The following is a 12,751-nucleotide window of genomic DNA, read 5'->3' as shown; positions in this document are numbered from 1 at the left end:
CCAGCCTGAGGGGTCGAACGGCAAGGAAAAAGAGAACGGGCCAGAAATAGGATCCTGCGAAAGGCATTGGCGTGCAGGACTTCGTTCTAAGCGCAATTTCCATCTTAGGCGTACGGCGCAGTACGTCAATCCGGAACTTCAACCCCATCCGGGGAAAACTCGGATGAACAACTGGTTACCAGAGGGTTAACTAGCCTCCAAGCGCGGTATCGGCGCATCGCAGGCATAAAAAATGTGCGCCAAACCATAAGTGGCTTGGCGCACAATCCAGTGCTTGGCGGTCCCTACTTGACCTGGTCGACGACCGTCTCGGCAACCTGGCGCATGCTCAGGCGGCGATCCATGGAGGTCTTCTGGATCCAGCGGAACGCTTCCGGCTCGGTCAAGCCCATCTTGGTGATGAGCAGCGACTTGGCGCGATCAACCAGCTTGCGGGTTTCGAACTGCTCGGCCAGGTTGCTGACTTCTTCCTCCAGCGCGCGCAGCTCGTCATTGCGGGAAATCGCGATTTCGATGGCCGGAGTGAGGTCTGCCGGGGTGAACGGCTTGACCACGTAGGCCATGGCACCGGCTTCGCGGGCACGCTCCACCAGTTCCTTCTGGCTGAAGGCGGTCAGCAAGACGACCGGGGCGATGCGTTCCTTGACGATGGCTTCGGCGGCGGTGATGCCATCCATGACCGGCATCTTCACGTCCATGAGCACCAGATCGGGCTTCAATTCGCGCGCCTTCTCCAGGGCGGTCTGGCCGTTGTCGGCTTCGGCGACGACGTCGTACCCTTCGGAACGGAGAATTTCGACGATATCCAAGCGGATCAGGGTTTCATCCTCGGCAACGACCACTCGACGCGGAGTGGATTGCACCTCGGATGGGATGCGGGTGATTTCAGGTAGTTCGCTCATTGGCGCCTTCCTCCATGGTCAGAAATCCTGCCCGCTGAATGGGCAGTATCTAGATGGTTTCAGTTCAGCGAAGCCACGTTGCCTCGGTTTCACATCTAAGCCTACTGGCATGTACTCTTGTTGAGGCGAAGACGCGAGGTTCCTGATTAGGAAATCTGGAAAACCTCTAGTAAAGTAGTCAAAGTGCCAGCCCAAGTGGCGGAATCGGTAGACGCGCCGCACTCAAAATGCGGTATCGAAAGATGTGTGGGTTCGAGTCCCACCTTGGGCACCAGCATGAAGGCCGTTGGATCGGAAATTGTCCGGTTCAACGGCCTTTTTTTGCGCGCGCAACCACAGGGCACGTGCTCGAGTTCACAATCGCGCTTTGCGGGCGCCAAGGCAAAAAATCCGCCCTGCTCCAGAATTCTGGAGCAGGGCGGATTTTCTTGCCTCAGCTAGTGCGCGAAAGAGCGTCTACAGGTTTTTCGGCGTGGAGACGTTTTCCGGTGCCCACGGACCGACCTTCTCGCGAGCAGGCATCGGCTTGCCATTGACCAGCTGGCCGGCATCGGCGAGGTCGCCGACCTTGTGCACGCGCAGCGAGTTGGTGGACCCTGCCTGTCCCGGAGGGGAGCCGGCGGCGATGCACACGATATCGTTGAGCTCCGCCAGGCCTTCGGAGAGCAGCGCCTCGTCCACCTGGGCAGTCATCTTGTCAGTGTGGTCGGCGTAGGCCACCAGGCGTGCCTGCACACCCCACATCAGGGTCATGATGTTGTAGGTCTGCTGCAGCGGGGTGAAAGCCAGGACCGGCTTCTTCGGGCGCAGGCGCGAGAGGCGCCGTGCCGAGTCGCCGGACTGGGTGAAGGCGACGATGTACTTCGCGTCGAGCTGATCGGCGATCTCCACCGCGGCACGGGTGATCGCGCCGCCGCGGGTCTTCGGCTGGGAGCCCAAGCGGGGAATGCGATCCAGGCCGTGCTGCTCGGTCGAGGAGATGATGCGCGACATGGTCTCCACGGTTTCCACCGGGTACGCGCCCACGGAGGTCTCCCCCGAGAGCATGACCGCGTCGGCGCCGTCGAGCACCGCATTGGCGCAGTCCGAAGCCTCGGCGCGGGTCGGGGTCGGCGATTCGATCATCGATTCGAGCACCTGGGTGGCGACGATGACCGGCTTGGCCCAGCGGCGTGCCAGCTCCACGGCACGCTTCTGCACGACCGGAACTTCTTCCAGCGGCAGCTCCACGCCCAAGTCGCCGCGGGCGACCATGATGGCGTCGAAGGCATTGATGATTTCTTCCAGCGCGGCCACGGCCTGCGGCTTCTCGATCTTGGCGATCACCGGCACGCGTCGGCCTTCTTCGTCCATGATCTCGTGCACGCGCTCGATGTCCTCGGCATTGCGCACGAAGGACAGTGCGACCATGTCGATGCCGGCACGCAGTGCCCAGCGCAGGTCGTCCTCGTCCTTTTCGCTCAATGCGGGAACGTTCACCGCGACGCCTGGCAGGTTGATGCCCTTGTTATTGGACACCTCGCCTCCGACGACGACCTCGGAACGCACCGAGGTCTGGTCAACTGCCAGCGCCTTGAGCTTGACCTTGCCGTCGTTGATCAGCAGGAAATCGCCCGGCTGGACATCGGTGGGAAGGCCCTTGAAGGTGGTGGAGCACAGGTTGCGGGTACCTTCGATGTCCTCGATGGTGATGGTGAATTCCTCACCAGCCTCGAGGGTGTACTTGGCGTTGTCCTTGAAGCGGCCAAGGCGGATCTTCGGACCCTGCAGGTCGGCGAAGATGCCAACCGCGCGGCCGATCTCCGCGGCCGCATTGCGCACATTCGCCAGGGATTGTGCGTGCATGGAGTGGTCTCCATGGCTCATGTTCAGGCGGGCTACGTCTACGCCCGCCTTCAGTACCGCTACAGTATTTTCATAACTTGCCAGGGCCGGGCCCCAGGTTGCCACAATCTTTGCGCGTCTCATTCCGTCAGCCAAATGCCTTTCATGTTCACATAGGCAAAATGCGGCCCACCCGGCATCCGGGTGCGCCGCATTCAAGCCTATGTCACTCAAATGATGCTGATGGCCCTATCGGTTGGAGCAACCGGTGCAGGAAGGGTAGTCGAACCCATGAGGAACTTGTCGACCGCGGCCGCGCAAGCGCGTCCTTCGGCGATAGCCCACACGATCAGCGACTGTCCCCGACCGGCGTCTCCGGCGACGAATACCGATTCGGTGTTCGTCATGTAGTAGCCATCTCGGGCGACGTTGCCCCGGTTGTCGAATTCGATACTGACCTGTTCGTCCAATCCGGAAACTTCCGGACCGGTGAACCCGAGGGCAAGCAGAACCAGATCCGCTTTGATTACGCGTTCGGTTCCAGGCTTCGGGAGGCGCTTGCCAGCAACAAATTCTGTCTCTGCAACTGTAACACCGATCACCTTGTTTTGCTCAGTTCCCTCGCCGGAGATGAAGTTCACGGTCGAAGCCAGGTAGGTCCGCTCGCCGCCTTCCTCATGGGAGGTCTGCACCTCGAAAAGCACCGGCATCATCGGCCACGGCTGGTCTTCGCGGCGCTCGGTGCCCGGCTGCTGGCCGATGGCCAGCGTCGTGACGCTCGCCGCGCCCTGGCGCAGGGCGGTGCCGATGCAGTCCGAGCCGGTGTCTCCGCCGCCCAGCACGATCACGTGCTTGCCCGCCGCATCGATGCGCGGGGCATCGAGCTGGCCGGCGACCACGCGGTTGCTCTCGGTGAGGAACTCCATGGCATGGTGCACGCCCTCGAGCTTGTTGCCCGGCACCGGCAGCTCGCGCGGCACCGTGGCACCGGTGGCCACGATGACCGCGTCGTAGTCTCGGCGCAGCTGCTTCCAGGAGATGTCCTTGCCGATCTCGATGCCGGTGCGGAAGATCGTTCCTTCGGCTTCCATCTGGGCCAGGCGCAGGTCGATGACCTGCTTCTCCAGCTTGAAGTCCGGGATGCCGAAGCGCAGCAGGCCGCCGATGGCTTCGTCGCGCTCGTAGACGGCCACGGTGTGCCCGGCACGGGTCAGCTGCTGGGCGGCGGCCAATCCGGCCGGCCCCGAACCGACGATCGCCACGCGGTGCTCGGTGTGGCGGGCAGGCGGCTGCGGCACGAAGTCGCCGGCGTCCATCAGGTGGCCAGCGAGTTCGGCTTCGACCTGCTTGATGGTCACCGCGGGCTGGTTGATGCCCAGCACGCAGGAGGACTCGCACGGGGCCGGGCACAGCTTGCCGGTGAGCTCCGGGAAATTGTTGGTGCTCAGCAGCCGGGCGGCCGCATCATCCATCCGGCCCCTGTAGGCCAGGTCGTTGAACTCCGGGATCAGGTTGCCCAGCGGGCATCCCGAATGGCAGAACGGGACGCCGCAGTCCATGCAACGGCCGGCCTGCTCCTCCAGGATGCCGGACTTCTGGCGCTCGACGACCTCCTTGTAGTCCATCAGGCGCACCGGCACCGGGCGCTTGGGCTGGGTGACACGTTCGGTCACCTTCAGGAATCCACGTGGATCAGCCACGGGTCACCTCCAAAATCTTGTTCCATACCTGCGGCGAATCCGGGTTCTGCCCGTTGGCTACTGCGTCGCTGCGCAGCTGCTGCACGGCGGCGAAGTCGCGCGGGGTGATGCTGGTCAGCCGGCTGCGGGTTCGTTCCCAGTCCAGCAGCAGGCGGGAGGCCAGCGGGGATGCGGTCAATGCGATGTGCTCGGTGAGCAGCTCGTGGATGCGTTCGGCTTCGGCATCGGTAATCGGCGCTACCAGCAGGTCCGACTGCCCGGCAGCCAGCGGGTTCAGCTTGGCTGCATCGAAGTCCAGCACCCAGGCCACGCCGCCGGAGAACCCGGCGCCGAAGTTGCGGCCGGTGGCTCCCAGGATCAGCACCTGTCCCCCGGTCATGTACTCGCAGCCGTGCTCGCCGATGCCTTCGGTGACAATCGTGGCCCCGGAGTTGCGCACCGCGAAGCGTTCGCCGACCATGCCGTTGATGAACAGCTCCCCGCTGGTGGCGCCGTAGCCGACCACGTTGCCGGCGATGACCTGCTCCTCGGGTTTGGACAGGGTGGTGTGCGGCGGGTGGATCGCGATCCGGCCGCCGGACAATCCCTTGCCGACGTAGTCATTCGCGTCGCCCGAGAGCTTGAGAGTAATGCCCTCGGGAAGGAAGGCGCCCAGCGACTGGCCGGCGCGGCCCGAGAGGTTCACCTTGATGGTGTCCCGCTCCAGGGTCTGCAGCCCGAAGGTCTTGGTCACATGGTGGCCCAGCAGCGTGCCGGTGGAGCGGTCGGTATTCACGATCGCCGCGTCGATGCTGACCGGCAGGCGGTCAGCCAGCGCCGGTCCGGCCGCGGCGAGCAGCTGCTGGTCCAGGTGCGTGTCCAGCCCGTGGTCCTGGCCGATGCGGCGGCGGCGCGCCGCCAGTTCGGTATCCGGCACGTGGGTAATCGCATCCAGGGCCAGCCCGGAGACCTTGTCGTGCGCGGCGAACTGGGCGGGATCGGCCTGGAGCAGTTCGACCTTGCCGATCACCTCGTCCAGGGTGCGCGCCCCCAGCGAGGCGAGCAGCTCGCGCACCTCCTGGGCGATGAACTCGAAGAAGTTCACCACGAACTCGGCCTTGCCGGTGAAGCGTTCGCGCAGCGCAGGATTCTGCGTGGCCACGCCCACCGGGCAGGTGTCCAGGTGGCACACGCGCATCATGATGCAGCCCGAGACCACCAGCGGGGCGGTGGCGAAGCCGAATTCCTCGGCACCCAGCAGGGCGCCGATCAGCACGTCGCGCCCGGTTTTCAGCTGGCCATCGACCTGCACGGTGACGCGGTCGCGCAACCCGTTGAGGATCAGCGTCTGCTGCGCTTCGGCCAAGCCGATTTCCCACGGGGTGCCGGCATGCTTCAGCGAATTCATCGGCGAGGCGCCGGTGCCGCCATCGTGCCCGGAAATCAGCACGACGTCGGCCTTGGCCTTGGCCACGCCGGCCGCGACGGTGCCGATGCCGGACTCGGAGACCAGCTTCACGTGCACGCGGGCGGAAGGGTTGGCGCACTTCGCGTCGTGGATCAGCTGGGCCAGGTCCTCGATCGAGTAGATGTCGTGGTGCGGCGGCGGGGAGATCAGCCCGACACCCGGGGTGGAGTGGCGAGTCTTGGCGATCCAGGGGTAGAGCTTGGCGCTCATCAGCTGGCCGCCTTCGCCGGGCTTGGCGCCCTGGGCCATCTTGATCTGGATGTCATCCGCGTTGGCCAGGTACAAGCTGGTCACCCCGAAGCGGCCCGAGGCGATCTGCTTGACCGCGCTGCGGCGCACCGGATCGAGCAGCCGCTCCGGATCCTCGCCGCCTTCGCCGGTGTTGGACTTCGCGCCCAGCTGGTTCATCGCGATGGCCAGGGTTTCGTGGGCCTCGGCCGAAATCGAGCCGTAGCTCATCGCGCCGGTGGCGAAGCGCTTCACGATGGAGCTGACCGGCTCCACCTCGTCGATGGCGATCGGGGTGATCCCCTCGGTCTTGAACTTCAGCAGCCCGCGCAGGGTCTTGAGCTGTGCGGCCTGGTCGTCGACGGCCTTGGTGTACTCCTTGAACACGTCGTAGCGGCGGGTGCGGGTGGAGTGCTGCAGGCGGAAGACGGTTTCCGGGTTGAACAGGTGCGGCGGGCCTTCGCGGCGCCACTGGTACTCTCCCCCGGTTTCCAGTTCCAGCGGCTGGGCGCCGCCGTCGATCTCCGGGTAGGCGCGGGCATGGCGGGCGGCGGCCTCGGCGGCCACCACATCCAGCTCGATGCCCGAGAGCTTGGTGGCGGTGCCGGTGAAGTACTGGTCGACCACGCGCTGGGACAGGCCCACGGCCTCGAAGGTCTGCGCGCCGCAGTAGCTGGAGACCGTGGAGATGCCCATCTTGGACATGATCTTCAGCACTCCCTTGCCCAGCGCCTTGATCAGGTTGCTGCTGGCCTGGTGCCCGTCAACTCCGGGCAGCTCGCCGTTCTCGGCCATCTGCTCGACCGATTCCAGGGCGAGGTAGGGGTTGATGGCGCTGGCGCCGTAGCCGATGAGCAGGGCGATGTGGTGCACTTCGCGGGCGTCGCCGGACTCGATGATCAGCGAAACGCGGGTGCGGTTGGAGCTCTTGAGCAGGTGGTGGTGCACCGCGGAGGTCAGCAGCAGCGACGGGATCGGCGCCCAGGCCGCGGAGGAATCGCGGTCCGAGAGCACGATGTAGCGCACCCCGCGGTTCACCGCGGCGGAAACCTTCTCGCAGATTTCCTGCAGGCGGGCGCGCAGCTCGGATTCGCCGCCGGCCGGGCGGTACAGGCCGCGCACCTTCAGCGAGTACTTGGACCCGGATTCGTCGCGCAGGTGCACGATCTTGGCCAGCTGGTCGTTGGTCAGCACCGGGTAGTCCAGCGCGATCTGGGTTTGCGGGACACGGTCCAGGGACAGCAGGTTGCCGTCGGGGCCGATCGCGGTGCCCATCGAGGTGACCAGCTCTTCGCGGATTGCATCCAGCGGCGGGTTGGTGACCTGGGCGAAGGACTGGGTGAAGTAGTCGAACAGCAGGCGCGCCCGGTCAGCCAGGGCGGCAATCGGGGTGTCGGTGCCCATGGCGGCCAGCGGTTCGGCACCGGTGGCGGCCATGGGAGCGAGCAGCACGCGCAGCTCCTCGGTGGTGTAGCCGAAGGTCAGCTGGCGCAGGGCCACGGAGGCGGAGTTGTGGCGCACGTGCTCCAGGTCCGGGAAGTCGGCCAGCGTCTTCAGGTTCTGCGAAACCCATTCGCGCCATGGCTTGGCGGTGGCCACTTCGGCCTTGATCTCGGCGTCCTCGACAATACGCTGGGCGTCCAGGTCCACGGCGAACATCTTGCCCGGGGCGACACGGCCCTTCTTCACGATGTGCTCTTCGTCGACGTCGATCACGCCGACCTCGCTGGCCAGGACCACCAGGCCGTCGTCGGTGACCCACCAGCGGGCTGGGCGCAGGCCATTGCGGTCCAGCACCGCGCCGGCCATCGCGCCATCGGTGAAGCAGACGGCGGCGGGGCCATCCCACGGCTCGATGAGCATGGACTGGTACTGGTAGAAGGCGCGCAGGTCCGCGTCCATCTGATCGTCGTTTTCCCACGGCTGCGGGATCATCATCATGATGGTCTCGGTCACGTTGCGGCCCGAGAGCATGAGCATTTCGGCGACCTCGTCGAAGGAGGCCGAGTCCGAGGCGCCGGCGGTGCAGATCGGGAACAGTTCTTCGGGCACCTCGCCGAGCAGCTCGGATTCCAGGGTCGACTGGCGGGCGCGCATCCAGTTGCGGTTGCCCTTGACGGTGTTGATCTCGCCGTTGTGCGCGATGGTGCGGAAAGGCTGGGCCAGCGGCCACGACGGGAAGGTGTTGGTGGAGAAGCGCGAGTGCACGATCGCGCAGCGGCTGGTGAAGCGGGCGTCGGACAGGTCCGGGTAGAACGGCTCGAGCTGCGCGGTGGAGACCATGCCCTTGTAGACGATGGACTGCGAGGAGAACGAGGCGAAGTACACGCCCATCTTGTTGTGCGCGCGGCGGCGGATGCGCCAGGCGGCGGCGTCCAGCTCGCGGCGGGTGGCGGCCGGGGCGCCAGCGTGGGCGCCGATGAAGATCTGGGCGATGTACGGCATCACCTTGCGGGCCGAGGCGCCGAGCACGTCGGAATCAACCGGTACCTCGCGCCAGCCGAGCACCGCCAGGTTCTCCTCGGCGGCCATGGTTTCCAGTTCTTCCTGGGCGAAGGCACGTTCGCCGGCGTCGGCCGGGAGGAAGCCCATGCCCACGGCGTAGGAGCCGGCGGCGGGAAGATCGAATGCGGTGACGCTGCGCAGGAAGGCGTCGGGCAGATGCAGCAGGATGCCGGCGCCGTCGCCGGTGCCTTCATCGGCCCCGATGGCGCCGCGGTGCTCAAGCCGGCGCAGGGCGGTCAGCGCGTGGGCGACGATCTCGTGGCTGGCATCGTTCTTCAGGGACGCGATCATCGCCAGGCCGCAGGCATCCTTTTCGGCCGCTGGGTCATACAGACCCTGCGCGCCAGGCAGCGCGGAAAAACGGGTGTAGGGCGAGGGGACCTCCTCGCCAAAACCTGGCGAGGCGTTCATCTGGACTCCGGTCATGCTCATGAGCGTGCCTTTCTTTGGTTCATGCAGGATAGGCGCGCGGCAGCCCCCGGTAAAGGGCTTATTCTTGGCAAGGGCTTCCGGCCGCCTGGATGTTTCATCTAGCTGAAACTTTTCGACAGTGCTAAGCGGGGTCTGCTTGCGCATCGAGGTTTCGGGGACGAACATTTCCCACCTCGTTGTGGTGCTGCACCAGCTGGCCTTTCCAGGGGTCGATCGACCAGCGTGGCGCGTGGATCACACGTTACGCAGGTTTTGTTTCTCGCATGCGCGTGCTTGTGTTTCAGGAATGTTAAAAGCTTCTGCCGCTACCGGCGCGGAAAAAGCAGTTTTTTGCGGGCGGGGATCGCGAAAACCGGTTTTGCCAGCCGGTTTTGATAGCCGCCCAATGTTTCGGGCATGTTGCGCCCGAGGGACGGAAAACTGCCCAGATTTTCCGGACATTTCGCCATATTGGGGCCAGAGCGCGTCATGAAAGCGGATCCGGGCAGCTGCTGGCGCGGCTTAAACCACCGGTGGCCGGCAAGCGTGGATGATTGCCGGCCACCGGAATGGTGCTATGGAATTATTGCTGCCGCTCTGTGGCGTCGTTGCCCGGATCGGGGCTGGTGCCCGGATCGGAGCTGGACTCCGCCGGTGAGTGCGCGGCGGGCTTGGCGCGATCTGCTTCGACCGGCTGCGCCGGGGCCCTGCCTGGCAGGTAGAACGGATCGACCTGCTGCTTGCGCAGCTTGCCCAGGACCACGATCAGCGCGAGGATGCCGGCGATGGCGATGCCGATCGCCAGCCACTGGTGCACGCGCAGGGCCAACGGCCCGATGGCGATGATTTCGGCCGGGTCCAGGCGCAGCGATTCGGTGAAGGTGCGGCCGATGCCGTACCAGATCATGTAGCAGCAGAACAGTGCGCCGCGGCGCAGCTTGAACTTCCGGTCCAGCGCGATCAGCACGAAGGCGCCCAGCACATTCCACAGCGACTCGTACAGGAAGGTCGGGTGGAAGAGCGTGTCCGCGGGCAGCCCGGCCGGGAAGTTGTAGCTGTCCGCATCGATCTCCAGGCCCCACGGCAAGTCGGTCGGCGCGCCGAACAGCTCCTGGTTGAACCAGTTGCCCCAGCGCCCGGCCGCCTGCGCCAGCAGCAGGCCGGGCACGGCCGCGTCGACGAAGGCCGAGAGCCGGATGCCGGCTTTCCGGCAACCGATCCACGCTCCGAGTGCACCGAGCGACACCGCGCCCATGATGCCCAGCCCGCCAAGCCAGATCTGCGGGATCTCGGCCAGGTGGGCGGTTTGCCCGCCGAGTCCGAAGTAGTACATCGGGTCGGTGATCAGCACATGGTAGAGGCGTCCGCCGATGATGCCGAAGGGGATCGTCCAGATGGCGATGTCCCAGAGCATGTCGGAGTTGCCGCCGCGGGCACCGAGGCGCTTGTTGGTCAGCCACAGCGCGATCAGGATGCCCGCGAGGATGCACAGCGCGTAGGCGTGGATGGTCAGCGGGCCGATCGAGATCCTGGCGAATTCCGGCGGCGGCGAAGGGATGGAGGCGGGCAAGGCAAGCGCCAGCTGCGCGGCAAAAGCCATCAGGCCCGTCCGCTCAGTTCGGCGGCCAGGGCGCCCACGGCCGGCACTCCCCCGTCACGCAGGGCGGCGACCAGCGCGGTGCCGACGATCACGCCGTCGGCGTAGGCGCCGATTTCTTCCACGTGCTCGCGGCGCGAGACGCCCAGGCCCACGCAGGCATTCTCGGCGCCGGCGTTGTGGGCGGCGGCGACCACTGCCTGCGCGGCGGAGGAAACCTCGGTACGGGCGCCGGTGACGCCCATCAGCGACACGCAGTAGACGAAGCCGGAGGACGCATCCACGGTGCGCTGCACCCTCGCTTCGGTGGACGAAGGGGCAATGAGGAACACGCGCTCCAGGCCGTGCTTCTCGCTGGCCTGGATCCATTCGGCGGCCTCGTCGGGCACCAGATCCGGGGTGATCAGGCCGGCGCCGCCGGCTTCGGCGAAGCGCCGGGAGAACTCGTCCACGCCCAGGCGCAGCACCGGGTTCCAGTAGGTCATGACCATTACTGCCACGTCGGTGCGTTCGGTGATTCCGCGCACGATGTCGAAGATCTGCGGGACCTTGAAGCCGTTGGCCAGCGCCTGCACGGTCGCTTCCTGGATCACCGAACCGTCCATCACCGGGTCGGAGTACGGGATGCCGATCTCGATGACATCCACGCCGTTCTCGGCCAGCGCCACGGCGGCCTCGATGCTGGTGGCGACGTCGGGGAAGCCGGCAGGCAGGTAGCCGATGAGGGCCGGGCGGCCCTCGGCGCGGGCTGCGGCGATCTTCTGGGCGCTGGTCACGCGGGTCATCTACTTCTCCTCGGATTTCTGCGAGCCGGAGTTCTGCGCAGTGGCCGCGTTGATTTCGGCCTCGGCGTCTTTTTCGTCGATCATGTTGAACCAGGCGGCAGCGGTGCCCACGTCCTTGTCCCCGCGGCCCGAGAGGTTCGCGATGATGATGGTCTCTTCGGGGACCGCGCCTTCGGCGATCTTGCGCGCCGCCAGGCGGATGGTGCCGGCCAGGGCGTGCGCGGACTCGATCGCCGGCAGGATGCCCTCGGTGCGGCACAGCGCCTTGAACGCGTCCATCGCCTCGGTGTCGGTGACCGGCTCGTACTTCACGCGGCCGATGTCGGCCAGGTAGGCGTGCTCCGGGCCGACGCCCGGGTAGTCCAGGCCCGCGGAGATGGAGTGCGATTCGACGGTCTGCCCGTCCTCGTCCTGCATCAGGTAGGACTTCGCGCCGTGCAGCACGCCCGGGCGGCCCAGGGTGATGGTCGCGGCGTGGCGGTCGGTGTCCACGCCGTCGCCGCCGGCCTCGTAGCCGTAGATCTCCACCTCGGGATCGTCGAGGAAGCCGTGGAAGATGCCGATCGCGTTCGATCCGCCGCCGATGCAGGCGGTCACCGCGTCGGGCAGGCGGCCGGCCTGGGCCAGGATCTGCTCGCGGGCCTCGTCACCGATGACCTCGTGGAAGTAGCGGACCATGGCCGGGAACGGTGCGCCGCCGGCGGCGGTGCCCAGCAGGTAGTGGGTGTTATCCACGTTGGCCACCCAGTCGCGCAGCGCCTCGTTGATCGCGTCCTTCAGCGTCTGGGAGCCGACGGTGACCGGGATGACGGTGGCGCCGAGCAGGCGCATGCGCGCGACATTCAGCGCCTGCCGGCGGGTGTCTTCCGCGCCCATGTAGACCACGCATTCCAGGCCCATCAGGGCCGCGGCGGTGGCCGAGGCGACGCCGTGCTGGCCGGCACCGGTCTCGGCGATGATGCGGGTCTTGCCCATGCGCTTGGCCAGCAGCGCCTGGCCGAGCACGTTGTTGATCTTGTGGCTGCCGGTGTGGTTCAAGTCCTCGCGCTTGAGGAAGATCCGCACCCCGCCGCAGTACTGCTCGGAAAAGCGCTTGGCTTCGGTGAGCAGCGAGGGGCGCCCCGAGTAGTTCTTGTTCAGGTCCTTGACCTGGGCGATGAACTCGGGGTCGTTCTTGGCCGCTTCGAAGGTCTCGTTCAGCTCGTCCATGGCGGCCATGAGGGACTCGGGCATCCATCGCCCGCCGTAGGCACCAAAGTACGGGCCGCTTGCGTGCCTTAGCGACTGTGCATCGATCGACTGGCGGTGCTCGGAGTTTTCCGGAGTGCTCATCGATTCCCTCTTTCCTCGTA

General features: G+C 65.9%; 8 protein-coding genes and 1 tRNA gene. 1 reads left to right on the top strand and 8 read right to left on the bottom strand.

Annotation, left to right across the window (positions count from 1 at the left end; all coding sequences use genetic code 11):
* Nucleotides 1–284: 284 nt before the first annotated feature.
* Nucleotides 285–902 carry an ANTAR domain-containing response regulator gene (locus AC1Z36_RS10250; protein WP_105656703.1) on the bottom strand — a complete coding sequence of 206 codons (618 nt, stop codon included), beginning with the start codon at nt 900–902 and terminating at the stop codon, nt 285–287.
* 189 nt (nt 903–1,091) lie between these two features.
* Between AC1Z36_RS10250 and AC1Z36_RS10245 the strand changes: the two genes are divergently transcribed.
* Nucleotides 1,092–1,176: transfer RNA gene (locus tag AC1Z36_RS10245), tRNA-Leu, on the top strand.
* Nucleotides 1,177–1,358: 182 nt separating this feature from the next.
* Here the strand turns inward: AC1Z36_RS10245 and pyk are convergent.
* The 7 genes from pyk to trpB all read right to left on the bottom strand — a co-directional run bounded on the left by pyk (nt 1,359) and on the right by trpB (nt 12,731).
* Nucleotides 1,359–2,870 (bottom strand): pyruvate kinase, encoded by a 1,512-nt coding sequence (gene pyk, locus AC1Z36_RS10240; RefSeq protein ID WP_105656704.1) that lies wholly within the window; start codon nt 2,868–2,870, stop codon nt 1,359–1,361.
* 86 nt (nt 2,871–2,956) lie between these two features.
* Complete coding sequence (locus AC1Z36_RS10235) at nt 2,957–4,426, bottom strand: glutamate synthase subunit beta (RefSeq protein ID WP_105656705.1); 1,470 nt, start codon at nt 4,424–4,426, stop codon at nt 2,957–2,959.
* Nucleotides 4,419–9,038 (bottom strand): glutamate synthase large subunit, encoded by a 4,620-nt coding sequence (gene gltB, locus AC1Z36_RS10230; protein WP_483561241.1) that lies wholly within the window; start codon nt 9,036–9,038, stop codon nt 4,419–4,421. Before gltB ends, AC1Z36_RS10235 begins: the two co-directional genes overlap by 8 nt.
* A 305-nt stretch (nt 9,039–9,343) precedes the next feature.
* Nucleotides 9,344–9,508: a hypothetical protein gene (locus tag AC1Z36_RS10225; protein ID WP_181149008.1), complete on the bottom strand. Its 165-nt coding sequence runs from the start codon at nt 9,506–9,508 to the stop codon at nt 9,344–9,346.
* A gap of 92 nt (nt 9,509–9,600) precedes the next feature.
* On the bottom strand, nt 9,601–10,617 hold the full coding sequence (gene lgt, locus AC1Z36_RS10220) for a prolipoprotein diacylglyceryl transferase (RefSeq protein ID WP_286134569.1): 1,017 nt from the start codon (nt 10,615–10,617) through the stop codon (nt 9,601–9,603).
* Nucleotides 10,617–11,399, bottom strand: coding sequence for a tryptophan synthase subunit alpha (trpA, locus tag AC1Z36_RS10215; protein ID WP_105656706.1), 783 nt, complete (start codon nt 11,397–11,399; stop codon nt 10,617–10,619). Before trpA ends, lgt begins: the two co-directional genes overlap by 1 nt.
* Nucleotides 11,400–12,731, bottom strand: a complete 1,332-nt coding sequence (gene trpB, locus AC1Z36_RS10210) for a tryptophan synthase subunit beta (protein WP_105656707.1) — start codon at nt 12,729–12,731, stop codon at nt 11,400–11,402.
* Between the last annotated feature and the right edge of the window lie 20 nt (nt 12,732–12,751).

The organism is Glutamicibacter sp. BS14 (assembly GCF_056934375.1).
This window is presented reverse-complemented; position numbering and strand designations above follow the sequence as displayed.